This is a genomic window from Octadecabacter temperatus, from assembly GCF_001187845.1.
GTDB lineage: Bacteria > Pseudomonadota > Alphaproteobacteria > Rhodobacterales > Rhodobacteraceae > Octadecabacter > Octadecabacter temperatus.
Genome location: NZ_CP012160.1, coordinates 374,822 through 400,066 on the forward strand (window position 1 = coordinate 374,822; position 25,245 = coordinate 400,066).

The following is a 25,245-nucleotide window of genomic DNA, read 5'->3' on the forward strand; positions in this document are numbered from 1 at the left end:
GCAAGGTCCTGCCGAGGTTAGGAAAACCACCATTGGACATTCGCCGCGTTCGCGCTGATCCTGAGCTCGATTTTTGAGAGAAGGCAGGATCATGAGCATCGGCGCACGCATTAAGTTTGATCCACATATCCGTCTTCCTGCGTTGCCTGAACCTGCCCGTCACATACCAGCACCGAGTAACATCGCGCCCGTTGAAGCTGCTACAGCTCTAACGGATCGCACAATGTTCGAGGCATTCGCCGCTCGCGATGATGTTCCCGGCATACTCGCTGTGCGTGAGGTCAAATTCCTGATTTCCGGCTATGATCAGGATGTGCCGACGCTGCATTTCATGAATTCTACGCGCAATCCACTGCACTTTGATTTTGCGCGCGACCACCTTGGGTTTGTACATGATGTCGCCACGTTCAACCGCGTGACCTATTTCGCGGAAGATCGTCAATTTCTAGCGGGGACGGTTCTGGCGTATGACAATTTCCAACGGCCTGACGGTAGCCAAGGTCTGTACGCATTAGAGTTCTGGCCAACGGATCCTGTCAGCACCACCTATGTTGCCCAAGCGTTTCAGATGGTCGAAGCGAGGATGGAGTTTGCCCAAGGCACGCTGGCCTATCACCCATCAGGAGATGTTCAGGAACAATTGCTGATCCGTGATGCCGACGATTTCGCTTCCCACAACGTGCGCACGGTTTCCACAACTGAGCTGTTTGACGGGATCGAGTACAACCCCCTTAACCTTGGTGAGGCGGTCGGTATTTTGCGATTGATGACGGGTGATGACCCGCGGCCACCGTCGCCGACGGACATCGTGATTTATGAAACTTTGCCCAATGATCTGCCGCTGGTTGCGGGGGTGATAAGCGCTGCACCGCAAACACCGTTGTCGCACGTAAACCTGCGGGCGCAGCAGAATGATATCGCCAATGCGTATCTCCGAAACGCCGCGCAAAGCCCGTTGTTGAGCGAGCATGTCGGCAAACCAATCAGACTGTCAGTGACCGCGGATCGATTGGAAGTAGTCCCCGTTACAACGGTTGAAATGCTCGCGGCGCTCGAAACCCGCCGCCCAGCTAACACCCAAACGCCGCCACGAAACTTGGGGCCACGCGATATCGTCGCGTTGGACGACTTGGCGTGGACGCAAGTGGACGCATTCGGGGCCAAAGCCGCCAATCTCGCCGAACTGCGCCGTGCAATTGATCCAAAGTATGTGCCAAATGGCTTTGCAGTCCCGTTCTCGTTTTACCATGACTTCATGGTTGCGAACGGGCTTTATGATGCGTTGCAAGTCATGATGAACGATCCCGCGTTCCAGGATGATGAGCAACGCAAAGATCTACTGAAAGCATTTCGTAAAGACATCAAAGCGGCGCCAATGACCACGCCCATGCGTGATAAACTGGATGCGATGCATCGCGCCTTTCCCGAAGGCACAACACCACGCTGCCGATCCAGTGCCAACAATGAAGACTTGGTCGGTTTTACTGGGGCAGGGCTCTATGATTCCTACACCCACCGCCTTGATGAAGGGCATATCGAAAAGTCGATCAAACAGGTTTGGGCCAGCCTATGGAACCTTCGTGCTTTTAACGAGCGTGAATTCTACCGCATCGATCACCTGACTGCCGCGATGGGCGTGCTGGTGCACCCGAACTTTGACGATGAACGTGTGAATGGCGTCGCACTGACGCGGAACTTCTATTTTCCGACCTTTGAGGGCTATTTCATCAACGCCCAAGTTGGCGAAGACATGGTGACAAATCCTGACGGTACGCAAACGGCAGAAGAGGTACTGTTGCTGCAAAATATCGACCCAGAGAAACAGCACCCTTATGAGACAGTCTATATCCGCCGCTCAAGTTTGGTGTCTTCGGATGACACCGTGATCGGACACAAAGACCTGATGGAGCTCGCGTTGCAGCTCAAGAAAATTCAAACTCATTTCCAGTTTCTCTATGGACGTTCAACGGATGAGAGTTTTGCAATGGACGTCGAGTTCAAGATTGACAGCCACGGAAAGTTGGCGATCAAACAAGCGCGTCCTTGGACTGGGTAAGTCGATTAGAAATCAACTTCCAGGCCGATGCCCTTGGCTTTGGCAATTTCGACGATGGATGCGGACACAGCGAGGTCCTGCAGGCCAACTCCAGTGCCGTCAAACAACGTAATCTCGGTATCAGATGTTCGCCCTTTATGCGTGCCATTGATAACAGCGCCAAGCTCATGAATGTCTTCGCGGGATTTCAGCCCAGCGCCAACCGCGTGCTGTGCCTCGCCCAGCGTTACTGACTGGGCGACCTCATCAGTAAATACCGTTGCCTTCGTCACCAGATCGGTATCGGCTTCTTGTTTGCCAATTGTGTCGGTCCCCATGCAGGCGACATGCGTGCCATCGCTGATGTGCGCCGCGCCAAAGATGGGCGAGAACACGGAGGTGATTGAGATAACAACATCGGCCTCAACCATACCTTCAAGCGATACGGCCTCAAATGGCAGGTCGAACTCGGCGGCAACGTCGGCAAGCGTGGATAGCGCATTAGCATTACGGTTCCAGCCGATGACTTTCTCGAACTGGTGCGTTTCCAACGCAGCACGCAGTTGGAATTTCGCCTGATGCCCTGCGCCGATCATGCCCATCACCTTACTGTCTTTGCGTGCGAGGTGCTTGATCGAAACCGAAGACGCGGCAGCGGTGCGCAATGCCGTCAACAAGTTGCCCCCGACCATCGCGGCGACCTTGCCGGTGTCGGGATCGAACAGAAACACTGTGGACTGGTGGTTGATCAGCCCGCGTTCCGCAAGGTTATGGGGCCAGTACCCGCCAGCCTTAAGCCCAAGAGACATCCCCTTGCCGTCAAACCCACCTTTGAACCCATACAGTGCGTCTTCATGGCCGATGGCCTCGCGGATGACTGGGAAATTGTAGGCATCGCCTGCCGACATGGCCGCAAAGACGTTCTCAACAGCGTCAAACGCCGCATCGCGCGTTAGAATGTCCGCGATGGCGGCTTCAGGGACGATATACATTGGGATTCCTTAAAATGCTTTGCCGCGTGCGGATACGGGCCAAACGGTTTCGACTTTGCCATTGCGAACCCCAACATACCAATCATGCACGTTGCAGGTCGGGTCGCAGTGCCCTGGGACCAGCTTTAGCTTGTCGTTGACTTTCAGCGCTTGGTTCGGGTCCCCGACCACGCCGTGTTCGTCGCTGCATTTCAGGTATTCAACGTCATCGCGCCCGTAGATTGTTGGCAGTCCACTATCAACAGATTGGGCCTTTAGGCCTGCGTCGACGATGGCTTTGTCGGCTTTTGAGTGGCTCATTACGGTGGTTAGGATGAACAGCGCGTTCTCCCATTCGCCGTCATCAATCCGCTTGCCGTTTTTATCCAAAATGCGGCCGTAATCCGCATCCATAAAGGCGTAGGACCCGCATTGAAGCTCGTTGTAAACGTCAGATGCGCTTTCAAAATAGTACGATCCAGTGCCCCCACCACCAACGATGTCACAGTCCAACCCGTTGGATTTCAGGCCCTGCACTGCATCGCCGACCTGCGCGATGGCGATGTCGAGTTTCTCTTTACGGTCCGCATATAGATCCATGTGTTGCATCGCACCTTGATAGGCTTGGATGCCTGCGAACTTCAGATTTGGCGCCGCATCGATCAGCTTGGCAATGTTCACAACGTCCTGCGTTGTGCTGACGCCGCAACGCCCCGCGCCGCAGTCGATCTCGACGAGCGCTTCAATCTCGGTGCCCGCGGCAACAGCGGCGTCCGAAAGGGCCCGCACGTTTTCTGGGTCATCGACACAAACCAACACGCGGCAACCATGTTTTGGCATTTCAGCAAGGCGTTTGATTTTTGCAGGCTCTGTCACTTGGTTGGATACCATCACGTCCTTGATGCCGCCACGTGCGAACACTTCGGCCTCGGACACCTTTTGACAGCACACGCCAATCGCGGCGCCCATGTCTTGTTGCAGCTTCAACACGTCGACGGATTTGTGCATTTTCCCGTGGGCACGGTGGCGCATGCCGTGGGCCTTAGCGTAATCGCCCATTTTCTTAACATTGCGCTCAAGCGCGTCTAGATCAAGGATCAGGCACGGCGTCTGAATGTTCGCTTCATCCATTCCCGGTTTTGCCGGAATGTCATAGCCAACCTCAAAGTCATCGAAGTTTGGTTGCGTGTTCATGTGCGTGTTTCCTTCACTTGAGCCAAGGCAGTTTGTCGAGATCGACATTCCCGCCTGTGATGATGATACCGACCCGCTTACCTGCGAACCGTTCTTTGTTCTTAAGGATCGTTGCCAAGGGCACTGCGCTGCTGGCCTCCATGACGACGCGAAGATGCTTCCACGTCAGCTTCATGGCATCGATGATTTCATCTTCGGATGCTGTCAGGATGTCAGTGACGTGTTTGGACACGAAATGCCATGTGAGGTCTTTCAGCGGCACCAGCAGCCCATCTGCGATGGTCTTGGGTGCATCGTCGGCGATGATGTGTCCTGCTTTGAAACTGCGATAGGCATCGTCGGCCTGTTCGGGTTCGGCGGCGATGATCTGCACTTCAGGGGCTTGGTTCGACAACGTCAGGCAGGTGCCCGAAATCATACCACCACCACCGATGGGCGCGACAACCATGTCCAAACCATCGGTTTGTTCCATGAACTCACGCGCGCAAGTGCCTTGACCCGCAATCACGCGCGGGTCGTTGTAGGGATGTACGAAATCACCACCCGTTGCTGCCTGAACCTTGGCGAAGATTTCTTCGCGCGACGTGGTCGACGGCGCGCACTCGGTGATTTTGCCACCATACCGCGCGACGGTGTCTTTCTTGGCTTGTGGTGCCGTATTCGGCATCACGACATTGCACGGAATGCCGCGCAACATTGCCGCGTAAGACAGGCACGATGCGTGGTTGCCAGATGAATGAGTCGCGACCCCAAGCTCGGCTTGCTTATCGTCCAAACCAAAAACAGCATTGGACGCACCGCGCACCTTAAACGCACCCGGTGTCTGGAAATTTTCACATTTAAAGAACAGTTCGGCACCCGTTAGCTCATTCAGGAATGGCGATGTCCGAATAGGCGTGCGCAAGATGTGCGGCTCAATTCGGGAGTGGGCATCCAGCATGTCTTGGTAGGTCGGTATATACATTGGCAACCTCCTTGGCTGGCAGTTGGTGTTGTCATGTTCATTTTACGGTGGTGAAAGTTATCGAACAATTTTTTCGAACTTGGGTTTCCGTTTGGGCGCGGCGGAAAAAATCCTTGTCTTGTCAGAGCGCTAGATTTTTTCATATATTGAAAACGATTTTCAAAAATGGAGTGGCCCGTGTCAGACAACCCTATTTCTTCAGCGACACGCGCACGTGGGCGGCCTAAAGCTTGGACTGATAAAACGGACCAGAACACGATCAAATCGTTGGACCGCGCTTTGCAGATCCTGTCGCGTCTTGGGGATATGGAAGAGGCCACGTTAAGCGAGCTTTCAAGTGCGCTGAGCCAGTCACCCGCGACGGTCTATCGTGTTTTGACAACGTTTCAGGCCCATGACTTCACAGAGTTTAACCCAACCCGCCAAGTATGGTCCGTCGGGGCAGGGGCTTTTTTGACGGGGGCAAAATTCCTGCGTCGCTCGTCTATGGTGGAACGCGCACGACCTCATTTGAGGCGCTTGATGGAAGCAACTGAAGAAACAGCGAACCTTGGCATCGCCAAAGGCGCGAATGTTCTATTCCTGAGCCAATCTGAAACCCACCATGCGATCCGCGCGTTCTTTCCGCCAGGTACGGTGTCACCGATGTATGCGTCCGGCATCGGTAAAGCGCTGCTCGCACTATGGAGCGAGAAACGGGTAAACGCCTTGCTTGCGGCGCAAAAAATCGAGCAGTTTACTGAGCATACTTTGACTGATGCAGCTGCTTTAACGGCGGACTTGGCCGAGACACGGGCGCGCGGCTATTCCTTTGATGCGGAAGAGAAAAATATCGGTATGCGTTGTATTGCGGCCCCTGTTTTTGACATCTACGGAGAGGCTATTGGTGGCCTGTCTATTTCGGGGCCCGTCGCGCGCATCACCGATAATCGCATCAGCGACATCGGTGCGATCGTGCGCTCAGAAGCAAACGCCCTTACGCGCACGCTTGGCGGGGTGCCGCCAACAGAGGTTTAATAAAACGTTGTTTCATTTCTTTTAGTAGGATTTGCCTACAACCCGGGGTGCCGGTTCACGTCTTTATAAAGAAGGTAACGGAACTGGCCGGGGCCGCCTGTGTAACAGGCCTGCGGGCAAAACGCGCGTAGCCACATGAAATCGCCGGCCTCAACCTCAACCCAATCGTTGTTCAGGTTATAGACCGCCTTACCTTCAAGCACATAAAGCCCGTGCTCCATGACATGCGTTTCAAGGAAAGGGATCACCCCGCCCGGTTGGAATGTTACAATCGTGACGGCCATGTCGTGGCGCATATCGCTTGGATCCACAAACCGCGTGGTGCCCCACGCGTTGTCTGTGTCAGGCATATAGGTCGGCTCTACGTCATTGTCGTTGGTGACCAAAACAGGGGGGGCTTCGATCCCCTCAACCCATTCATAAGCCTTGCGAATCCAATGGAACCGACAAGGCGCATCAGTGTCATTCTTAAACGTCCACGGTGTGTCGACGGGAATGTAGGCGTAGCTGCCCTCGGTCAGAGTGTGCGCTGTGCCATCGATCGTCAGCGTCGCGCCGCCTTCAACAACGAAGATCACCGCCTGTGCCTCTGGGTCGGTGTCAGGTTTCTCGGATCCGCCACCAAGCGCGACTTCGACAATGTATTGGCTGAACGTTTCAGCAAAGCCAGACAGGGGGCGCGCCAAAATCCACGCGCGGGTTTTGTCCCAGAACGGCAGGTTGCTGGTCACAATATCACGCATCGTCCCTTTTGGGATTACGGCATAGGCCTCCGTGAAAATGGCACGGTCGGTCAGCAGTTGTGTTTGGGGTGGATGGCCACCCTGCGGGGCGTAATACGTGGGCTTTTTCATACATCTAACATAAACGGCTCTTTCGTAGCACCAAGCCCCCAACGCGCCACAACACTCGTTTGAAAAGGTTGATAATCATTGTGTACACCTTGGAGCCCCTGTTCAAATCCACGACCAATTTGATAACGTTCGCCATGAGCTTTGATTTTTCGACATATTTCCCACTGCAAAACAAGCGCGTGCATGAGGCCTGCGGGCCAAGTGCGTTCAGCTTTGCATTTGCACTGGCAGGCCAGCAGCAGGCGTCTGTTTTATGGATCCGCGAGGCGTGGCTGGCGGATCAAATCAATCCCGTAGGGTTCAACCAGTATGTCAATCCACACAAACTGCTGCTTGCTAAGGGCAAGGATCAAACTGAGGTGCTCGCCACGGCGGAAGAATCCCTGCGCTCGGGCGCTGTTGGCCTGACCGTAATCGAATTGACCAAGCCAATCGGCCTGACGGCAGGGCGACGTTTGCAGCTGGCGGCTGAAACGGGGAAATCGACAGGCCTGTGCATTTTGCCTGATGGAATGGGCAGCAATGCTGCACAAACCCGCTGGCGTTGTGAACCGATCTTTGATGCAGTGGACTCGACTCTTCAGCGCTGGGAAATTATTAAGAACAAATCAGGAACATTAACAGCTTGGACTTTGCGCTGGAATGCCGAGACGCGTCGTATCATTGTGGTTTCCGAGGCTGGCGAGCGACCGGTTTCTCAGGGCGCGTCCGGTTGATGCGCCCTTTGCGCTGACCCAACGACAAAGCAATACCGAGCGGGTTTATTGTCTGAACCAACAAGCGGCGCAGCACGGGCTGCAAGCAGGCATGGGGTTTTCAGATGCACGGGCGTTTTGCCGCGATCTGCAAAGCCACCCGGCGGACCCCGTGGGGGATCAGAAGTTTTTGAACATCTTGGCGCGCTGGGCGAAACGGTATTGCCCGTGGGTCGGGCTGGATGGTGCAGACGGTTTGGTCATGGACGTCACGGGCTCCACCCATTTGTTTGGCGGTGAGCCGCGCATGCTGCACGACATTCACCTACGCCTGAAACGCGCGGGCCTGTCCGTGCGCAGCGGCATTGCAGACACGCGCGGGGCGGCGTGGGCGCTGGCGCATTACGGCGAGGGGATTGCGCCGCAGGATCAGCCCCTTGATGCCATTGGCCCGCTGCCCGTGGCCGCGCTGCGTCTGGATGATAAAAGCAGCGTTGGCCTGCAACGCCTTGGTGTGCGTTCCATCGCTGAATTGGTGGCGTTGCCCCGCGCCACAGTTGCCCGCAGATTTGGCGCAGAGGTCTTGTTGCGGTTGGATCAGGCAACCGGAGAGCAGGCCGAACACGTCTCACCCTTGCCGGACCCACCTAGGTATCAGGTGCGGCTAACCCTGCCGGACCCCATCGGGCTAGAGGCCGACGTGATGGCCGGCACGGGTCGTCTGCTTGAGAAGCTCTGCGAAAAGCTAAAGGCCCAAGAAATGGGTGCGCGGGTGCTGTCGTTGATTATGCGCCGCGTCGACAAAGAGAACCAAGAGGTTGAGGTGCGCCTTGCCCGCCCGTTGCGTGACCCTTTGCGCATTTTGCCCCTGTTTGAACGCGGCGTAGGTGCGATTGATGCAGGGTTTGGGATTGACCAATTGCGCCTTGTGGCCACGTCCGTGGAACCGCTGCCCGTTCAACAATTGATCCATTCACAGGGGCGTAACGACGGTAAGTTGGACGATCTGATCTCGCGGATCGGCAACCGGATCGGGTTGGAAAACGTGCAACGGTTCTTGCCCGCAGACAGCCACATCCCCGAACGCAGCCACATCATCGCGCCCGCCGCGTTTTCGGAACCCACCGGATCATGGGTGGCCCTGCGTGAACGTCCAATCCAGCTTTTCCCGCCTGAACCGATTATGGGAACAGGCCCTGCGCCACCGCGTCATCTGCGCTGGCGACGCATGTCATTTCGGGTGGAACGCGCCACGGGCCCAGAACGGATCGCACCGGAGTGGTGGTTGACAGACGTGAACTGGCGCTCAGGCGTGCGGGACTATTGGAAGGTGGAAACCAAACAGGGGCGGCGGCTGTGGCTGTTTTACACGCCGCAGAACCCCGGCTGGTTCGTGCAGGGGCAATTCCCATGAGCTATGCGGAACTCAGTGTCACCACGAATTTTACCTTCCTCACGGGGGCGTCGCATCCCGAAGAACTGGTCGCGCGTGCTGCCGAGCTTGAGCTGGCAGCAGTCGCCATTACCGACCGTAATTCACTGGCAGGGGTCGTGCGGGCCTATAGCGCCCTGAAAGAGCTGAAGCGTGAGGCCGAGGATGCCATCCGCATTCGCTCGCAACATCAGATTGACGCTTCCTCGCGGCAAGAAACCGGACCGACCACCCCGATTGAACGCCCCACCGCCGCGCGCGTGCCACAGCTTATTGTTGGTTGCCGTTTGGTCCTCACCGACAGCCCTGTTGAATGGATCGCGCTGCCCTGTGATCGCGCCGCCTACGCACGGCTCAGTCGGTTGTTAACACTGGGCAAACGACGCGCCGAAAAGGGTGACTGCCACCTGCAACACAGTGACCTGCTGGAAAACGGCAAAGGCATGATCCTGATCGCCCTCCCGCAAGGAAATGTCAGCGCAGGCACCCGGCACATTCAGGCGATCCAGCAGCGTTACCCAAGCTGTGTGTTCCTAGGCGCGGCCCCGCGATATGATGGCAGTGACCAAGCGTATTTTGATGCCTGCGCGTATCAAGCCCGCAAAATCGCGGCCCCGATGGTCGCCGTGGGGGATGTCTTGATGCACCGCGGCAGCCGTCGTCAGTTGGTCGATGTGCTGACCTGCATGCGCGAACACATCACGATTGATCAGATCGGCACCCGCGCGCTTCCCAACGCTGAACGGCGCCTTAAGGGGCATGGCGATATGGCGCGTCTGTTCCGCAACCATCCCGCCGCGATCCGTCGCTCAATGGAAATCGCCGCACGCTGCACGTTTTGCTTGAGTGAGCTGTCCTATGAATACCCCGACGAGATTTCCGAGGCGGAAACCCCGCAAGAACGCCTTACGCGCCTTGCGGCTGAGGGGTTAAAGCGACGTTACCCGAACGGGGCCACTGAAAAGGCCCATGCACAGGTGAAAAAGGAACTGGCACTGGTCGAGAAGTTGGAATTTCCGGCCTATTTCCTCACCGTTTATGACATCGTCCAATTCGCGCGCTCCCAAGGCATCCTGTGCCAAGGGCGCGGGTCGGCGGCGAACTCCATTTTGTGCTACCTTCTGGGGATCACGGACGTCAGCCCTGAAACCATCACGATGGTGGTCGAACGCTTTGTGTCTGAGTTTCGGGGTGAGCCGCCTGACATCGATGTCGACTTTGAGCATGAGCGTCGCGAAGAAGTCATCCAGCATATCTATGAGAAATACGGCCGCCATCGCGCTGGGCTGTGCGCAACGGTGATCCATTTCCGATCTCGCGCGGCGATCCGCGAGGTCGGTAAGGTGATGGGGCTTAGTCAGGATGTGACGGCCGGTCTTTCGAGCCAGATTTGGGGGCTATCAAACGGCGGCGCGGACCCTGATCGTATCCGCGAGCTTGGCCTTGATCCAACCGATCGTCGCCTTGCGCAAACCATCCGTCTTATCGGGGAGGTCATCGGATTTCCGCGTCATCTGTCCCAGCATGTCGGCGGCTTTGTCATCACCAAGGGGCGGCTTGATGAATTGTGTCCGATTTCAAACGCCGCGATGGAGGATCGCACGGTCATTGAATGGGACAAGGATGACATCGACACGCTGGGGATTCTGAAGGTTGATATTTTGGGTCTTGGAATGCTCAGCTGTATTCGAAAGTCGTTTGATTTGTTGCAGCAGCACGAGAAACAAACACTGTCGATTGCGAAGGTTCCGCAGGCCGATACTGCGACCTATGACATGCTGTGTGTTGCGGATGCAGTGGGTGTGTTTCAGGTGGAAAGTCGTGCACAGATGAATTTCCTGCCACGTATGAAACCACGCGAGTTTTATGATCTGGTAATCGAAGTCGCCATCGTGCGGCCCGGCCCCATTCAGGGCGGCATGGTGCATCCCTATATCAACCGCCGCCAAGGGCGTGAGAAACCGGAACCCTTTGGCAGTGCATTGTCTGAGGTCACGCGAAAGACGCTTGGGGTGCCGCTGTTCCAAGAACAGGCGATGCAGATCGCCGTTGTCGGGGCAGGGTTCACGCCGGAAGAAGCCGACCATCTGCGCCGGTCACTGGCGTCGTTTCGGCGGATGGGCACCATCGGGACGTTCAGGGATAAATTCATCAACGGGATGCTCGCCAATGGGTACCCACTCGACGTGGCAGAACGGTGTTTTGGTCAAATCGAAGGGTTCGCTGAATACGGGTTCCCTGAAAGCCACGCTGCCGCCTTTGCGATGCTGGCCTATGTGTCTGCTTGGTTGAAATGTCACCATCCGGCGGTCTTTGCCTGCGCTTTGCTGAATTCCCAGCCGATGGGATTTTATGCGCCTGCTCAGATCGTGCGCGATGCCCGTGAACATCAGGTTGAGGTGCGCCCGATTAGCGTGAACCACAGCACATGGGACAATACGCTGGAACGCCGCATGGACGGGGCCTTGGCGCTGCGGCTTGGGTTTCGCCAGATCAAAGGGTTTAGAGAAGAAGACGCCGATTGGATCGTTGCTGCACGTGGGAACGGGTATTCGGACCCCGAAGGCATATGGCTACAGGCCGGCATCGCGCCTGCAACATTAGAAAAGCTGGCCGAGGCGGATGCGTTTTGTGACACAGGCCTTAATCGGCGCGATGCGCTTTGGCATGTCAAAGCGATCAAGGGGACGAATCCTTTGCCGTTGTTTGACAATTCTATTGAGGGGGAAGGGATCGTTGAACCACAGGTGAATCTGCCAACGATGAACTTGGGCGAGGAAGTTGTTGAGGACTATGTCTCTATCCGGATGTCATTGCGCGCCCATCCGATGGAATTGTTGCGCCCGTCGATGGGTGAAATCACGTCCCATGCGGAACTGGTCAACGCGCCCCTGAAACGTATCTCGGTTTGCGGATTGGTCATCACCCGCCAACGCCCCGGAACGGCATCGGGTGTCGTCTTTCTGACGCTTGAGGACGAAACCGGTGTGTCCAATGTGATCGTGTGGCCCAAGGTCTATGAACAATATCGCCGCACCGTGATGGGGGGGCGTTTGTTGCGCGTGCACGGGTTTTTGCAGCGTGAAGGCATCGTTGTTCATCTGATCGCGCAGCACATCGAGGACATGTCCCATTGCCTAAGCGAGCTTGGCCACCCGATGGACGATGCAATTGGCGAAACACAACCCCAAGCCGATGACACACCGCGCCCCCGCAAGCCGCAAGCCCGCGCCATGCACCCCCGCGATCAGGCAAAGCGTCTGTTCCCAAGTCGGGACTTTCACTGACCCGCGCATTCAAACACACACTCACACCTTGAAACCACGATCCATCTAAGCCACATGTGCGCCAACCATTGATGCCCTTTGAGAACAGGTTTCGCCATGAAAGACAGATCATTCATTCGCCACGTTGTCCTTTTCAGTGCCAAGGACAAGGCAGACGTTGCGCGAATTGTTGACGGGCTTTCCATGCTGGCAGACATCCCGCACGCTTCAACGTTTGAGGTCGTGCAAAACAGCCAAGTGGACGCTCTGTCCGGTGAGATCGATGTCGTCGTTTACGCTGAATTCGTCGATGACGCAGCACTTCAGGCCTACAAATCCCATCAACTCTATCAGGACGCGATTGCCGTCGTGCGCCCCTTGCGCGAAATGCGGATCGCAGCTGACTTTTGACGCAGGTTCGCCCATCAAGAGTGGTCTTTGACAAAGGGCCAAACGGGAATGGAGCGGAGTTTTCGCAGCCAGCGGATATCATCCGCGCGGATACGCCGGATGAGGTCGATGCGGCGTTCACCGCCATGCAGCAGGCGCAGGCGGACGGCAAATGGCTGGCCGGATATGTCTCATACGAGTTTGGGTATCTAACGTCGCATAAGCTTGAAAAGCTGATGCCCGAGAACCGCGAAACCCCGCTAATTCACTTTGGGGTTTTTGATGCGCCGCAGTCACAAAGGGCTGAGAACACCGAAACACATGCAGAACTGGACGCGCTTCAGCCGCAGTGGAGCGCGCAGCAGTACGGGACAGCCTTTGACGTCGTTCATGACTACATCGGTGCGGGCGATATCTATCAGGTTAACCTGACATTCCCGATTGCCACACGTTCGTCCGCCTCATCTAACGCACTTTATGCTAGCCTAACGCACCGCCAAAACGTGCCGCACGGTGCGCTGGTGGACCTGGAAGGCGTGGCATTGTTGTCCCGCTCACCTGAGCTGTTTTTCTCGCTGTCCGCAAAGGGCGAACTGAAAACAAAGCCGATGAAAGGCACAGCCCCGCGTGGGAACACACCGGGTGAGGACGATGCACTGCGCGATGGTTTGAAAGCATCAGAAAAGAACCGCGCCGAGAACCTGATGATTGTTGATTTGCTGCGCAACGACATGTCGCGTGTGTCTGAGATCGGCAGCGTAAAGGTGCCGGAATTGTTCGCGGTCGAGCGTTTCGCGACTTTGCATCAGATGACGTCAACGATCACATCGAAAGTGGTCGACGGAACCAACATCAAAGACCTGTTCATGGCGTTGTTTCCGTGTGGATCGATCACTGGCGCGCCCAAAGTACGTGCGATGGAGATTATTTCCGAAGTCGAGACGCAAGCTCGCGGTGCGTATTGTGGATCCATCGGATGGATTGCCCCGAGCGGCGCGATGGAATTTAGCGTCGCGATCCGCACGTTGATGTATCGGCAAGATGGAACTGTGCAGCTGAACGTTGGCGGTGGTGTTGTCTATGACAGCACCGCACAGGATGAATACGATGAAGCGCTGCTAAAGGCGCAATTCGCGAAACTCAGCTAGGCTATTCTGCCATCTGTTTGTCGACCTGCTGTTCTTCGTTGATCATGGCCTGCAACTGACGTCGGAACCGCAATTGGCCGCCATCAATCGGTAGGTCGATGTGTGGGGACGTCTTGTTGCTCATCCCTTTTTGCACCGCGTTCAGAACGTCACGGTCTTCTTCAAAGGCGTGCTGCACGTCCTCACTCATCATCTGCGAAAGTGCTTCATCATCTGGGCGGATATTGCGCAATTGGAACCAATAGTAGCGCGTCTTGCCCTCGGTCGTTGGGGTCATGAAATTGTAGCTGTCCATGATGAACGTCTTCTCATGCAGCGGGCCATCAGGGCCACCAGTTCCCGCAGGCGTAAACACAGCCTTAATCAACGCGTGGGACGGGTAGCGGACCTCATAGTGCTGTAGGCGGTCACAATTACCTTCGAATTCGACAACCTTTTTGTAAAACGGTGCAGGCTCATGATCCATCATCCAGCGATGTACGATCACGCCGTCATCGGTTTTGGAAACGCGCAGCGGCGTGTCTTTGGTCGCATCGGTGGCAAAGCTGGATTGGTGTACCCATGCGACATGGGTCGGGTCCAATAGGTTATCGCACATCAGCAGGTAGTTGCAGTCCAGCTCCATCGCGGCACCGCGGTTAATGCCCCAAGCGGGGTCACCGTAGTTCTCGATTTCAAAGATCTCGTTGATGTCTGCCAGCGCTGGATTACCCATCCAAACCCAAACCAGACCGTATTTTTCATGTAGTGGATAGGCGTGGACTTTTGCGTTTGACGGAATGCCACTCGCACCCGGTGCCCAGACACACTGACCGACGCAGTTGAATGTCAGCCCGTGATAACCACACTCGACTGTGTCGCCTTTGATCCGGCCCTTTGAAAGGGGAAGCTTGCGGTGGGGGCAGGCGTCCTCAAGTCCGACAAGCTCACCCGCTTCGGAACGGAATACACAAATGTTTTCACCTAGAACGGTAATCTGCTGCAACTCGCGTGTGACCTCATGGCCCCATGCTGCGACGTACCAAGCGTTCTTTAAAAACATCGTTAGTCCTTTGAGAATTCGAAGACTGAATAATTCAGGATTCGGGCAAACTATCAAGCTGACCGCGAAACTAACTGTATAGATAAGGTTACGCGTACCCAAAGGGTAATTCATTGAGGATTTGCTGCGTTCCGTCTTATTTTTAGCGACGGCACGCAAAATCTGCGGTATTTATAGTGCCAGCATACGAGCAGGAATAAGGCCAATTTCTAGAAACCATTTGACGAGTTGTCCATTCGCTTCCTACGCTGATCACGCGAAAAGCAAGTCTCACAAGGTGAGGCACAACAATAAAGTCACCCAACTTAAGCGGGCGACACTCCAACCAACAGGGGAATCTCAATGTTCAAGAAAACAACTGGCGCTATCGTTCTTAGCGCAGTCGCTGCTTTGACTGGCTCAACAGCTATGGCAGACGGCCACGCAATCACTGTCGGCTACTTCCTTGAGTGGCCAATGCCATTCCAGTACGCAAAAGTTCAGGGCACATACGAAGAAGCCCTCGGCATGGAAATCAACTGGGTGTCTTTCGACACCGGTACTGCGATGTCCGCTGCTATGGCATCCGGCGACGTTCATCTGTCCGTTTCCCAAGGCGTTCCACCGTTCGTAGTTGCAACATCCGCGGGTCAAGATCTTCAGATGCTCGACGTTGCTGTGTCTTACGCTGACAACGACAACTGCGTTGTACGTTCCGACCTCGAAATTGATGCATCTTCCGTAGCCGATCTGGCGGGTTCCAAAGTTGCTGTTCCACTCGGTACAGCTGCGCACTATGGCTTCTTGCGCCAGATGGACCACTTCGGCGTTGACGTGTCTTCCTTGGATGTTGTCGACATGTCACCACCAGACGGTGCTGCTGCACTGGCTCAGGGTTCTATCGACATGATGTGTGGTTGGGGCGGTTCGCTGCGTCGCGCACTTGAAAGCGGTAACACGTTGATGTCCGGCGACGAGAAAACAGCACTCGGCATTCTTGTGTTTGACGTAACTTCCGCACCAACAGCATGGGTTGCTGAAAACAGCGAGACCGTTTCCAAGTTCCTCGCGGTGACTGCAGAAGCCAACGCAATGTGGAATGCTGGTGACATGATGGACACTATGTTGCCTGTCATCGCACAAGACGCTGGTATGGACGCTGAAGCGACTGCAGCGACAATGGCGACATTCGTGTTCCCAACTGTTGAAGAGCAGCTCGGCGCAGCTTGGCTTGGTGCATCTGCTCCGGCTTACCTTAAGGGTGTGGCGGACGTGTTTGTTGAAGCGGGTTCCATTGACGCGGCTCTCGACTCCTATGAGGGCGCAATCAACACAGGTCCATTGGCAGCTGCCAACGACATGTAAGACCTATAATTCGGGGGCCTAGTGCATGCGCGCTGGGCCCTCGTTTTCTTATGGTTCAGGCCTCCGTACCGGACCAAATCCCCACCAAATTTCGCGCCAAGGCGCTAGGGAGCCCCCCAATGAACGGATTATCTATTCAAGGCCTGTCGATGCGCTTTGAGCTGCCCAATGGCGGCCATGTCCAAGCGCTCGAAGATGTTTCAATCGACCTAAAGCAGGGCGAACTACTGAGTGTGCTCGGGCCATCGGGCTGCGGTAAGACGACACTCTTGAACATCGTTGCAGGCTTTCTTGCCCAAACAGATGGCAAGTTGGTTCTGAATGGTCATGAAATTACCGGGCCAGACGCCGAACGCGGCATGGTTTTTCAAGCAGGTGCGCTGTTCGAATGGATGTCCGTTCGTGACAACGTCAGCTTTGGCCCGCGCATGGCTGGCAAGAAAAAAGCTGACTATATGGGCAACGTCGACCACCTTCTTGACGTGGTAGGCTTGCAAGATTTCAAAGAAAAGATGGTGTACGAACTGTCTGGCGGGATGCAGCAGCGTGTGGCCTTGGCGCGCTGCCTTGCCAATGACCCCGATGTCATCTTGATGGACGAACCCCTTGGCGCGCTGGACGCGCTGACCCGTGAAAAGATGCAAAGCCTTGTGCTGAAGCTGTGGAAAGAAACGGGTAAGACGATCATCTTGATTACTCACTCCGTTGAGGAAGCACTGCTGCTTGGCGAACGCCTGATCGTGATGGCGCCACGCCCGGGTCGCATCCACAAAGAATACAACCTGCCTTTCGCAGAACTCGGCGTTGATGCCGATCTGCGCGAAGTCAAAAAACACCCTGATTTTGGTGCCAAACGTGATGAGATCCTCAACATGATTTGGGACATGGAAGAAGAAATTATGGGCCGCACAGGGGAGGACGCATAACATGGCTGGATCTGTAAACCTCGTCTGTACACGCGAACGCCTTGGCGAAGTCGTCTCGGAATTACGCGCTGTTACCATTCCCGAAGGCCAAACACTTGAGGCCGGTTTCACGCCGCCGGCTGGTTGCGAAGTCGCCTCAACTTGGGAAGTCATTTCCTATCAATTTGGCACTTTGTTCAGCGAACTTTGGACCGAGACCGGCAATGTGTTGTTGGGTGCGCTCAACGCGGTTCCCTACCTGTTGGTCTATGTCGTACTGGTTCTGCTGTTTATGGTGTTCTGGCGGGCGATCAAAACCCTGCTGACCCCAAAGGCCGACTATACCTCGCTCAAGACTGTGACGTTCGGCGACGAAAGTGCTGTTCGTTCTGAAACTGCGGCGTCGATCATATCGGTCGGACTGATTTTCGTTATTTGGTGTTCTTTCACGGGCTCGTCCTTGATCCCGAAGTTCATGCACCTTCCAGGGCCCTACACAGGTGAATCAAGCTTCACCTACACGGTTGCGAATGCGGCGGGTGAAACCGACGAGGCTGAGGTTTTCGTACGCGTTTTTGATGCTGGCGAAGATTCCGACCCGCTTGAGATCGACGCGGGTGACGGTTTTGCAAAGAACGATACTGTAGATATCCAAATCTACCGCAGCGAAATCGTGACGTGGGACCGAAACGATGAGTTCACACGTCGTGACCATCAGGCGCAGATTGTTGCGATTAACGGCAATGAATTTATGTTCGATCCCAACAACCGTGACGACAATGGCAATCTGGTGGATACAGCGCCTAGTTTCGATGTTGGGTTCGCGAAAGTTGCCATCACTGATCGTGGGACGATCAACGTCTCACCAAATCCGGGTTGGCAGATGCAGCCTCTTTATTTGCCAGCACCTGAAGCGGTCTGGAACCGCTTCATCGAAGTCGCCAAATATGGCTATCAGAACGTTTACCTTACGGTTCACTTAGGCTTTTCATTGTTCCGTGTGATCGTGGGCTTCATGCTTGGTGCAGCCGTCGGCATCCCACTGGGTTACGCGATGGGCCTGTCCAACTGGTTCCGTGGTTGGTTTGACCCGATCGTGGAATTCATGCGGCCAGTTCCGCCGCTCGCATTGATCCCACTTGTGATCATTTGGTTCGGTATTGGTGAAGTCGGCAAGATCTTCCTGCTGTTCCTCGCTGCGCTATGGATCATGGCAATCGCCGCACGTTCCGGTGTGTCCGGCGTGCGTATCACTAAGGTTCACGCGGCCTACTCACTCGGTGCATCCAAGTGGCAAATCCTACGCCATGTTATTATCCCCAACAGTTTGCCGGAAATCTTTACCGGTGCGCGGGTTGCGATGGGTGTTTGCTGGGGCACTGTTGTGGCTGCCGAATTGGTCGCCGCCGAGGAAGGCATCGGCAAGATGATCACCACCGCATCCAAGTTCCAAAGCACGGACATCATCCTGATGGGTGTGATTATCATCGGCGTCGTTGGTTTCGGTATCGACATGCTGATGCGTATGGCCGAACGCCGACTGGTGCCGTGGAAAGGCAAGGCCTGAGGGCCCTCTAGCAATCGATGAAACATCAAGGGCCGGAGCATTGCTCCGGCCCTTTTGCAGTTCTACCTCGCGAATAACCCTTTGCGTTTGGGCTTCATCGACTTGAGGTGTTTTCCAAGATCGGTGTAGCCGCCGATCTTGACACCATCGATAAAGATCAACGGTGTGGTTGTGATGTTGTGCTTATCCTTGAAAGCGTCTGTTTCGCGACGCGTGCGCAAAACATGTTCTTCAATTTCAAAACCGTTTCTCTTCAGAAGGTCGCGGGCGGCAGTGCCGTATCCGCAGGTGTAGTTGGGCAGTTCCATCCGGTGTAAGCGGGCATTGGGCATCGTAGCGGTCCTTTGATTGTTTGCTGATATATGGGGCACGGTCGGGCGTCGCGAAACCTGTTCATACGGAACAACTTCGTGACGCAGCTGAAACATGGGTCTTGACCTTCCCCCTACTGGAACGCTGATACCCTATCGGCACCCTGTTACATGAGGTCCCATGTCCCACACACACCACGCGTTCTTTCACAGCCGTCAACAGCTCCTCTTTGCCTTCTCCAGCCTTTATGTCCTTGGCTTGATCCTGTCCCATGCGACGTTACCACCGGTCCATGTCTGGATCATCGCTGCGTTCTTTTCCGTCGCCATGAACTTTACTTACATGATCGAGGCGGCCTACGTCGGTCGTTGGCTCCGGTTTGAGGTCGTTATCGCCGCAACCTTGATTACCGCCTCCATTCTCGGTGTCCTAATCCATCCGCTGTTCGCGATAGCGGCAATTTTTGCCCATGGTCTATGGGACATTGGCAAACATCGCGGTGCAGGGGTGCCGTTTGTCAGTTGGTATACCTTGGGCTGCTTTGTGGTAGATGTAACTTATTCAACCGTACTGCTGATCTACTGGGTCCAAACCGGTTAAACCTTTGTGCATCAGGCCACGAAAAACCGCCCGCGATCCCTCGCGGACGGGTCATTTCACTTACAGGCTGGCTTAGGCTTAATTCAGCGCAGCATCCGTGATTGCGCTTGTATAAGCACCCTCAGGGGCTGCTGAGATAACCGGATCAGACCCACCAGCCAGCAATGTCGCAACTGTGCGCTCATAGGCTGCAACGTCCAATGCGCCTGTGCTGCCAGCTGTCAGCTTGGCGATCTCACCCATCATGCGGGCTTGCGCTGCTTCGGACTGTGCGCCTGTTTCATCATATTCAATGATGATCGCCGCAGCTTCATCGACGTTCTCCTCTGCGTAACGCCAGCCAGCCATAGACGCGCGCACGAAGCGTACCATTTTGTCTACAAACTCCGGATCGTCGAGGTTCTCTTCCAGCGCGTAGATGCCATCTTCAAGCGTCGCAACACCTTGATCTTCATACTTGAATGTAATCAGCTCATCAGGGTTCACACCTGCATCCAGAACTTGGCCGTATTCGTTATACGTCATGGTCGAGATACAGTCGGCTTCGCGGTTCAGAAGTGGGTCTACGTTGAAGCCTTGCTTCAGAACCGTCACACCGTCTTCGCCACCTTCAGTGCCGATGCCAACTTGGCTCATCCAGCTGAGGAATGGGTATTCATTGCCGAAGAACCAAACGCCAATGGTTTTGCCGCGGAAGTCTTCGACGGTCTCAATCCCTGTGTCTTTCCAGCAGGTCAGCATTAGGCCGGATGATGTGAACGGCTGCGCTATGTTGACCACTGGCAGACCTTTTTCACGGGCAGCCAAGGCGGATGGCATCCAGTTCAACATGATGTCAGCGCCTCCGCCCGCAAGAACCTGTGGAGGGGCAATGTCGGGGCCGCCTGGAAGTATCGTCACGTTCAGGCCTTCAGCTTCGTAGAACCCTTGGTCGAGCGCCACGTAGTAGCCCGCGAATTGCGCTTGTGTGACCCACTGCAATTGCAGTGTCACATCATCGTCCGCCAGCGCGGTGGTACCAAGTAGCGCAGCGAGAGCTGCAGTTGTGAATGTCGTCTTCATGTTGACCTCCTAAGTCAGTTTCAGGAATGCCCCGATTGGTCAGGGTCTTATCGTTGTGACGGGTGCCAGAATGTCACCCGCTTTTCGAAAAATGCCATGGCCCCATAAAACGCCGACCCTGCAAGGGCTGCGACCACAATCTCGGCCCAGACCATATCCAGCGCAAGTTGGCCGACGGATGTTGAGATGCGAAAGCCCATACCAACCGTCGGAGAGCCGAAAAATTCAGCGACAATGGCGCCGATTAAGGCAAGTGTTGTCGCGATCTTGAGGCCGTTAAAGATGAAGGGCAAGGCGGCGGGCAGGCGCAGTTTGAACAACGTTGGCCAATAACCAGCGCCATAGGTTCGCATTAGATCCCGTTGCATCGCGCTTGTGTCTTTCAGCCCCGCAACCGTGTTCACGAGGATTGGAAAGAACACCATCACAGCCACAACCGCGGCCTTGGATTCCCAATCGCTACCTAGCCATTTGACGAATATCGGCGCCGTCCCGACAATGGGAAGGGCGGCCATAAACGCACCAACAGGCAGGATACCTTTGGTCAAGAAATCACTGCGATCCGCGAGTAAAGCCACTGCGAAGGCCGCGATCATTCCCACAATATATCCAGTCAGCGCACCCTTTAGAATTGTCTGTTCGAAGTCCGCCCAAAGCATCGGGATTGAAGTGGCGAACCGTGCTGCAATCATGGATGGGGGCGGCAGGATGATCGGGCTGACACCCAGCATCGTCACCAAAACTTCCCACATCGCGACAATCGTGATGCCGAAAATGATCGGTATCAGCAGGCTAATTCCGCGCGTGTCTGACTGCGGCCCATTTGCGAGCTTGGCATTGATGAACCAGCCCGCTGCCCAGATCGCAAGTGCAATAAGATACGCCATCAAACTGCCCCCATGCCCATGCGCCGCAGCGTGCGCTTTTCGATAAAGCTCAGGATCGCGACGAGAAGGGCGGCGGTGATCGCAGCCCCAAACAGGGCAGCCCAAGTGACGATCGGTTGCCCGTATTGATCGCCAACAAGCATCCGCGCGCCAAATCCAGCACGCGCACCCGTTGGCAGTTCACCAACAATTGCCCCGACAAGTGCCGCTGAAATCCCGATCTTTAGCGACGTAAACAGATACGGCATCGAAGCGGGAAGGCGCAGTTTCCAGAACCCTTGATTTGCGCTGGCGCTATAGGTGCGTAGCAAGTCCAGCTGCATTCCGTCTGGGCTACGCAGCCCTTTAACCATGCCAACAACAACGGGGAAAAAGCTAAGGTAAGCCGAGATGATGGATTTCGGCAAAAGCCCCTGAATGCCAATCGCCCCAAGCATCACGATGATCATCGGTGCGAGCGCCAAAATCGGAATCGTCTGGGACGTAATCGCCCATGGCATCACCGATTTATCCATCGTGCGGTTGTAAACAATACCCACCGCAAGCATCACGCCAAGGGTCGTGCCAATCACAAAGCCCAGTAAAGTCGCGGAAAGCGTGACCCATGCATGGTACACGAGGGAACGCCGAGATGTCGGGGCCTTTGTGAACACAGTTGTATAAAGCTCAGCAGCAACCTGATGCGGTGACGGCAAGCGCGGGCGTTCCAAATTATAAGCCAGTGGGATAATGGCAGGGTTCTTCAGCGCGAGGGTGAGGCCTGCAAAATCCTGTCTGTCGCGCGGGGCTTCCGGAGTCATGACAAGCCCGTCGCGTTGCGCTTGGTCAGCCGTCAGATGCGCGTTCATTGGCACCACGGCAACCGTCCAGATCAGGAGGATGAACCCCACAACCGTTAGTGCCGGAATGATGCCTTTGATATTCATACCCTAGTCATCCGCATGGCCTGCACGCAGCCCGTCACGAACGCGGTGCGCGATTTCGATGAACTCGGCGCTGTCGCGAATATCAAGCGGGCGCTCCTTAGGAAGCGGGCTTTCGATCACATCCGTGATGCGCCCTGGACGTGGTGACATCACGACGATCTTGGTCGAAAGATACACCGCTTCAGGAATAGAATGTGTCACAAACCCAATGGTTTTCTCGGTGCGAGCCCAAAGTTGTAGAAGCTGTTCATTAAGGTGATCGCGCACGATTTCATCCAATGCACCGAACGGTTCATCCATCAGCAAAATATCAGCATCAAACGCCAAGGCGCGGGCGATGCTGGCGCGTTGCTGCATGCCCCCAGACAGTTGCCACGGGAATTTCTTGTCAAACCCGTTTAGGTCCACAAGGTCCAACACACGCTCAACACGCTCTCGTTGCTCGTCTTTGCCAAACCCCATGATTTCGAGTGGCAGGCGGATATTACCGCCAATCGTGCGCCACGGATACAGGCCTGCCGCTTGGAAAACATAGCCATAGGCACGCGAGCGGCGTGCCTCATCAGGCGTCATTCCATTGACCGAAATGTTTCCCGCAGTTGGCGTTTCCAATCCAGCGATACAGCGAAGAAAGGTTGTTTTACCGCAGCCAGACGGCCCAATGAAGGAAACGAAATCGCCCTTATTGATATCGAGGCTCACGTCCTTAAGAGCATGAACAGGCCCGTCGTTTGTTTCAAACGTCAGATCGAGGTTCTTGGCAGTAATCACTGGATCAAGGCTCATTCGCAGGACCGCAATTCAAATATCATTTCGGGGCTTTCTACTGGCCAAATTGAAAAGGCATCCTCACCTACAGGGGTCATGCCGTAGACTTGTTTCCACGTATCGCCTTCGCCGCTGCATTGTGTCGTGATGATCGAACGCACGTTGAGGTCGCCTTCAACGCTCTCGATCTTGCAACTGCTTTCCCAACGCTCGATACGATCAGGCCAAAGAACGAATAGGTTGTCGGTAGACTCCTCAAGCCCCGCCACGCGCTCACACCCCGCCTGATTACCAAGCGCCTGTGCATTGGCGGCCAAAGGTAACGCGCTAACCGCGAGCATTGCCAACAGTCGTTTCATCAGACCCCCGTCGCCGGAATTCCGGTGCGCTCAACAGGGCGCGGTGCGGTGAGTTCTTTCCAACTAGACAGCGCTTTGTTCGTTACGCCATTGCCCTCACGTTTGACAAACTTGCCGTGGCCTTCTTGCGTGCGAATTTCACCATCGTGCACCGCGACATGCCCGCGAGTAAGGGTAAAGCGTGGCAGACCCTTCACATGTTTGCCCTCAAACACGTTGTAATCAATCGCTGACTGCTGTGCGCCGGCAGTGATTGTTTTTTCCTTTTCTGGATCCCAGACCACCAAATCCGCATCGGCACCTACAAGAACCGCGCCCTTTTTGGGGTAGCAGTTCAGGATCTTGGCGATGTTGGTTGATGTCACGGCAACGAATTCGTTCATCGTCAAGCGACCAGTAGCAACGCCTTGGGTCCATAGCATCGGCATACGGTCTTCTAATCCGCCGGTGCCGTTAGGGATTTTGGTAAAGTCACCGACGCCAAACCGTTTCTGTTCCGTTGAAAACGCACAGTGGTCCGTTGCCACGACGGACAATGACCCCGACTGCAGACCTGCCCAAAGACTATCTTGATGTTGCTTGTTTCGGAATGGCGGCGACATGACGCGCCTTGCTGCGTGGTCCCAATCTTTGTTGAAGTATTCAGACTCGTCCAACGTCAGGTGCTGGATCAGCGGTTCGCCCCAAACGCGTTTGCCTTGTTGGCGCGCACGGCAGATCGCTTCGTGGGATTCTTCGCATGACGTGTGCACGACATACAGTGGAACGCCCGCCATATCCGCGATCATAATCGCGCGGTTTGTTGCCTCGCCTTCAACTTGTGGAGGGCGGGAATAAGCATGCGCTTCTGGCCCTGTGTTGCCTTCTGCCAGCAATTTGGCGCTCAGCTCGGCCACCACATCGCCGTTTTCGGCGTGGACCATGGCGATGCCGCCAAGCTCGGACAAGCGATTGAACGAGGCATATAGTTCGTCATCATTCACCATCAACGCGCCCTTATAGGCGAGGAAGTGTTTGAACGTGTTGATGCCGCGATCCTTGATAACGCTTTCCATCTCATCAAACACCTGCTCACCCCACCATGTGACGGCCATGTGGAACGAATAATCACAGTTCGCGCGGGTCGATTTGTTGTCCCACATCTGTAGTGCATCGTGCAGCCCCTGACCGGGGGAGGGCAGGGCGAAATCAACGACCATCGTCGTACCACCCGCCAGTGCTGCACGCGTGCCGGATTCAAAGTCATCCGTGGAATACGTCCCCATAAACGGCATCTCGAGGTGCGTGTGCGGATCAATGCCGCCGGGCATCACATAACATCCCGTGGCATCTAGTTCCTCGTCACCCTTTAGGTTCGGCCCGATCTCAACGATGGACCCGTCCTCAATCAGCACATCCGCCTTATAGGTCAGATCATGGGTGACGATTGTTCCGTTCTTGATCACTTTAGACATCGGGTTTCCCTCATCTGCTTTTGTTCAATAAACCTCGGGGGGTTGGGGGCTGG

Annotated in this window: 23 protein-coding genes; 11 read left to right on the plus strand and 12 right to left on the minus strand. The window is 55.3% G+C overall.

The window, feature by feature from the left end; translation table 11 throughout:
- Positions 1 to 91 precede the first annotated feature (91 nt).
- Positions 92 to 2,056: a PEP/pyruvate-binding domain-containing protein gene (locus OSB_RS02025; protein ID WP_049833413.1), complete on the plus strand. Its 1,965-nt coding sequence runs from the start codon at positions 92 to 94 to the stop codon at positions 2,054 to 2,056.
- A gap of 5 nt (positions 2,057 to 2,061) precedes the next feature.
- Here OSB_RS02025 and bhcD read toward each other — a convergent pair whose 3' ends face one another.
- Genes bhcD through bhcB form a run of 3 tightly spaced genes read right to left on the minus strand, consistent with a single transcriptional unit; the run spans position 2,062 to position 5,164 of the window.
- Positions 2,062 to 3,027 (minus strand): iminosuccinate reductase BhcD, encoded by a 966-nt coding sequence (gene bhcD, locus OSB_RS02030; protein WP_049833414.1) that lies wholly within the window; start codon positions 3,025 to 3,027, stop codon positions 2,062 to 2,064.
- A gap of 9 nt (positions 3,028 to 3,036) precedes the next feature.
- A complete protein-coding gene (bhcC, locus tag OSB_RS02035; protein WP_049833415.1) occupies positions 3,037 to 4,200 on the minus strand; it encodes a 3-hydroxy-D-aspartate aldolase BhcC in 1,164 nt (387 codons plus the stop codon).
- Positions 4,201 to 4,213: 13 nt separating this feature from the next.
- On the minus strand, positions 4,214 to 5,164 hold the full coding sequence (gene bhcB, locus OSB_RS02040; protein WP_049833416.1) for a beta-hydroxyaspartate dehydratase BhcB: 951 nt from the start codon (positions 5,162 to 5,164) through the stop codon (positions 4,214 to 4,216).
- A gap of 165 nt (positions 5,165 to 5,329) precedes the next feature.
- Between bhcB and bhcR the strand changes: the two genes are divergently transcribed.
- Positions 5,330 to 6,181 (plus strand): HTH-type transcriptional regulator BhcR, encoded by an 852-nt coding sequence (gene bhcR / locus OSB_RS02045; RefSeq protein ID WP_049833417.1) that lies wholly within the window; start codon positions 5,330 to 5,332, stop codon positions 6,179 to 6,181.
- 35 nt (positions 6,182 to 6,216) lie between these two features.
- Here the strand turns inward: bhcR and OSB_RS02050 are convergent, their stop codons facing one another.
- Positions 6,217 to 7,035, minus strand: a complete 819-nt coding sequence (locus OSB_RS02050) for a bifunctional allantoicase/(S)-ureidoglycine aminohydrolase (protein ID WP_049833418.1) — start codon at positions 7,033 to 7,035, stop codon at positions 6,217 to 6,219.
- A gap of 134 nt (positions 7,036 to 7,169) precedes the next feature.
- Between OSB_RS02050 and OSB_RS02055 the strand changes: the two genes are divergently transcribed.
- The 5 genes from OSB_RS02055 to OSB_RS02075 all read left to right on the plus strand — a co-directional run bounded on the left by OSB_RS02055 (position 7,170) and on the right by OSB_RS02075 (position 13,966).
- The gene (locus tag OSB_RS02055; RefSeq protein WP_049836005.1) at positions 7,170 to 7,751 is read left to right on the plus strand and encodes an ImuA family protein; all 582 of its coding nucleotides are present in this window, start codon (positions 7,170 to 7,172) and stop codon (positions 7,749 to 7,751) included.
- Complete coding sequence (locus OSB_RS02060; RefSeq protein ID WP_074202174.1) at positions 7,678 to 9,144, plus strand: Y-family DNA polymerase; 1,467 nt, start codon at positions 7,678 to 7,680, stop codon at positions 9,142 to 9,144. Before OSB_RS02055 ends, OSB_RS02060 begins: the two co-directional genes overlap by 74 nt.
- A complete protein-coding gene (locus tag OSB_RS02065; protein ID WP_082166400.1) occupies positions 9,141 to 12,449 on the plus strand; it encodes an error-prone DNA polymerase in 3,309 nt (1,102 codons plus the stop codon). Before OSB_RS02060 ends, OSB_RS02065 begins: the two co-directional genes overlap by 4 nt.
- Before the next feature lie 96 nt (positions 12,450 to 12,545).
- The gene (locus OSB_RS02070; RefSeq protein ID WP_049833421.1) at positions 12,546 to 12,839 is read left to right on the plus strand and encodes a Dabb family protein; all 294 of its coding nucleotides are present in this window, start codon (positions 12,546 to 12,548) and stop codon (positions 12,837 to 12,839) included.
- A gap of 20 nt (positions 12,840 to 12,859) precedes the next feature.
- Positions 12,860 to 13,966 (plus strand): aminodeoxychorismate synthase component I, encoded by a 1,107-nt coding sequence (locus OSB_RS02075; protein ID WP_082166401.1) that lies wholly within the window; start codon positions 12,860 to 12,862, stop codon positions 13,964 to 13,966.
- 1 nt (position 13,967) lies between these two features.
- On the opposite strand, the gene OSB_RS02080 is transcribed toward OSB_RS02075, so the two are convergent.
- A complete protein-coding gene (locus tag OSB_RS02080; RefSeq protein ID WP_049833423.1) occupies positions 13,968 to 15,008 on the minus strand; it encodes an aromatic ring-hydroxylating dioxygenase subunit alpha in 1,041 nt (346 codons plus the stop codon).
- Positions 15,009 to 15,350: 342 nt separating this feature from the next.
- Between OSB_RS02080 and OSB_RS02085 the strand changes: the two genes are divergently transcribed.
- The 3 genes from OSB_RS02085 (at position 15,351) to OSB_RS02095 (ending at position 18,824) form a co-directional block, all read left to right on the plus strand.
- Positions 15,351 to 16,352 carry a taurine ABC transporter substrate-binding protein gene (locus tag OSB_RS02085; RefSeq protein WP_049833424.1) on the plus strand — a complete coding sequence of 334 codons (1,002 nt, stop codon included), beginning with the start codon at positions 15,351 to 15,353 and terminating at the stop codon, positions 16,350 to 16,352.
- 119 nt (positions 16,353 to 16,471) lie between these two features.
- Positions 16,472 to 17,278, plus strand: coding sequence for an ATP-binding cassette domain-containing protein (locus OSB_RS02090; protein WP_049833425.1), 807 nt, complete (start codon positions 16,472 to 16,474; stop codon positions 17,276 to 17,278).
- Position 17,279: 1 nt separating this feature from the next.
- Positions 17,280 to 18,824: an ABC transporter permease gene (locus OSB_RS02095; RefSeq protein WP_082166402.1), complete on the plus strand. Its 1,545-nt coding sequence runs from the start codon at positions 17,280 to 17,282 to the stop codon at positions 18,822 to 18,824.
- Between the two features lie 62 nt (positions 18,825 to 18,886).
- Here OSB_RS02095 and OSB_RS02100 read toward each other — a convergent pair whose 3' ends face one another.
- The gene (locus OSB_RS02100; RefSeq protein WP_082166403.1) at positions 18,887 to 19,156 is read right to left on the minus strand and encodes a glutaredoxin family protein; all 270 of its coding nucleotides are present in this window, start codon (positions 19,154 to 19,156) and stop codon (positions 18,887 to 18,889) included.
- Positions 19,157 to 19,316: 160 nt separating this feature from the next.
- On the opposite strand from OSB_RS02100, the gene OSB_RS02105 reads away from it, so the two are divergent.
- A complete protein-coding gene (locus OSB_RS02105; RefSeq protein ID WP_049833427.1) occupies positions 19,317 to 19,736 on the plus strand; it encodes a hypothetical protein in 420 nt (139 codons plus the stop codon).
- 78 nt (positions 19,737 to 19,814) lie between these two features.
- Here the strand turns inward: OSB_RS02105 and OSB_RS02110 are convergent, their stop codons facing one another.
- The 6 genes from OSB_RS02110 to hydA are packed head-to-tail and all read right to left on the minus strand — an operon-like array spanning position 19,815 to position 25,192.
- The gene (locus OSB_RS02110; protein WP_049833428.1) at positions 19,815 to 20,798 is read right to left on the minus strand and encodes an ABC transporter substrate-binding protein; all 984 of its coding nucleotides are present in this window, start codon (positions 20,796 to 20,798) and stop codon (positions 19,815 to 19,817) included.
- Between the two features lie 47 nt (positions 20,799 to 20,845).
- On the minus strand, positions 20,846 to 21,685 hold the full coding sequence (locus OSB_RS02115; protein ID WP_049833429.1) for an ABC transporter permease: 840 nt from the start codon (positions 21,683 to 21,685) through the stop codon (positions 20,846 to 20,848).
- Positions 21,685 to 22,611 (minus strand): ABC transporter permease, encoded by a 927-nt coding sequence (locus OSB_RS02120; protein ID WP_200802515.1) that lies wholly within the window; start codon positions 22,609 to 22,611, stop codon positions 21,685 to 21,687. The genes OSB_RS02115 and OSB_RS02120 overlap by 1 nt, the downstream gene beginning before the upstream one ends.
- Before the next feature lie 3 nt (positions 22,612 to 22,614).
- Positions 22,615 to 23,397 carry an ABC transporter ATP-binding protein gene (locus OSB_RS02125; RefSeq protein WP_049833430.1) on the minus strand — a complete coding sequence of 261 codons (783 nt, stop codon included), beginning with the start codon at positions 23,395 to 23,397 and terminating at the stop codon, positions 22,615 to 22,617.
- Complete coding sequence (locus OSB_RS02130; RefSeq protein WP_049833431.1) at positions 23,394 to 23,738, minus strand: hypothetical protein; 345 nt, start codon at positions 23,736 to 23,738, stop codon at positions 23,394 to 23,396. Before OSB_RS02130 ends, OSB_RS02125 begins: the two co-directional genes overlap by 4 nt.
- On the minus strand, positions 23,738 to 25,192 hold the full coding sequence (hydA, locus tag OSB_RS02135) for a dihydropyrimidinase (protein WP_049833432.1): 1,455 nt from the start codon (positions 25,190 to 25,192) through the stop codon (positions 23,738 to 23,740). The genes OSB_RS02130 and hydA overlap by 1 nt, the downstream gene beginning before the upstream one ends.
- Between the last annotated feature and the right edge of the window lie 53 nt (positions 25,193 to 25,245).

What these genes read in the sequence shown, in the direction of transcription:
- OSB_RS02025 (WP_049833413.1), top strand. Translation starts at nt 92, where the DNA reads ATGAGCATCGGCGCACGCATTAAGTTTGATCCACATATCCGTCTTCCT.
- bhcD (WP_049833414.1), bottom strand. Translation starts at nt 3,027, where the DNA reads ATGTATATCGTCCCTGAAGCCGCCATCGCGGACATTCTAACGCGCGAT.
- bhcC (WP_049833415.1), bottom strand. Translation starts at nt 4,200, where the DNA reads ATGAACACGCAACCAAACTTCGATGACTTTGAGGTTGGCTATGACATT.
- bhcB (WP_049833416.1), bottom strand. Translation starts at nt 5,164, where the DNA reads ATGTATATACCGACCTACCAAGACATGCTGGATGCCCACTCCCGAATT.
- bhcR (WP_049833417.1), top strand. Translation starts at nt 5,330, where the DNA reads ATGGAGTGGCCCGTGTCAGACAACCCTATTTCTTCAGCGACACGCGCA.
- OSB_RS02050 (WP_049833418.1), bottom strand. Translation starts at nt 7,035, where the DNA reads ATGAAAAAGCCCACGTATTACGCCCCGCAGGGTGGCCATCCACCCCAA.
- OSB_RS02055 (WP_049836005.1), top strand. Translation starts at nt 7,170, where the DNA reads ATGAGCTTTGATTTTTCGACATATTTCCCACTGCAAAACAAGCGCGTG.
- OSB_RS02060 (WP_074202174.1), top strand. Translation starts at nt 7,678, where the DNA reads ATGCCGAGACGCGTCGTATCATTGTGGTTTCCGAGGCTGGCGAGCGAC.
- OSB_RS02065 (WP_082166400.1), top strand. Translation starts at nt 9,141, where the DNA reads ATGAGCTATGCGGAACTCAGTGTCACCACGAATTTTACCTTCCTCACG.
- OSB_RS02070 (WP_049833421.1), top strand. Translation starts at nt 12,546, where the DNA reads ATGAAAGACAGATCATTCATTCGCCACGTTGTCCTTTTCAGTGCCAAG.
- OSB_RS02080 (WP_049833423.1), bottom strand. Translation starts at nt 15,008, where the DNA reads ATGTTTTTAAAGAACGCTTGGTACGTCGCAGCATGGGGCCATGAGGTC.
- OSB_RS02085 (WP_049833424.1), top strand. Translation starts at nt 15,351, where the DNA reads ATGTTCAAGAAAACAACTGGCGCTATCGTTCTTAGCGCAGTCGCTGCT.
- OSB_RS02090 (WP_049833425.1), top strand. Translation starts at nt 16,472, where the DNA reads ATGAACGGATTATCTATTCAAGGCCTGTCGATGCGCTTTGAGCTGCCC.
- OSB_RS02095 (WP_082166402.1), top strand. Translation starts at nt 17,280, where the DNA reads ATGGCTGGATCTGTAAACCTCGTCTGTACACGCGAACGCCTTGGCGAA.
- OSB_RS02100 (WP_082166403.1), bottom strand. Translation starts at nt 19,156, where the DNA reads ATGCCCAATGCCCGCTTACACCGGATGGAACTGCCCAACTACACCTGC.
- OSB_RS02105 (WP_049833427.1), top strand. Translation starts at nt 19,317, where the DNA reads ATGTCCCACACACACCACGCGTTCTTTCACAGCCGTCAACAGCTCCTC.
- OSB_RS02110 (WP_049833428.1), bottom strand. Translation starts at nt 20,798, where the DNA reads ATGAAGACGACATTCACAACTGCAGCTCTCGCTGCGCTACTTGGTACC.
- OSB_RS02115 (WP_049833429.1), bottom strand. Translation starts at nt 21,685, where the DNA reads ATGGCGTATCTTATTGCACTTGCGATCTGGGCAGCGGGCTGGTTCATC.
- OSB_RS02120 (WP_200802515.1), bottom strand. Translation starts at nt 22,611, where the DNA reads ATGAATATCAAAGGCATCATTCCGGCACTAACGGTTGTGGGGTTCATC.
- OSB_RS02125 (WP_049833430.1), bottom strand. Translation starts at nt 23,397, where the DNA reads ATGAGCCTTGATCCAGTGATTACTGCCAAGAACCTCGATCTGACGTTT.
- OSB_RS02130 (WP_049833431.1), bottom strand. Translation starts at nt 23,738, where the DNA reads ATGAAACGACTGTTGGCAATGCTCGCGGTTAGCGCGTTACCTTTGGCC.
- hydA (WP_049833432.1), bottom strand. Translation starts at nt 25,192, where the DNA reads ATGTCTAAAGTGATCAAGAACGGAACAATCGTCACCCATGATCTGACC.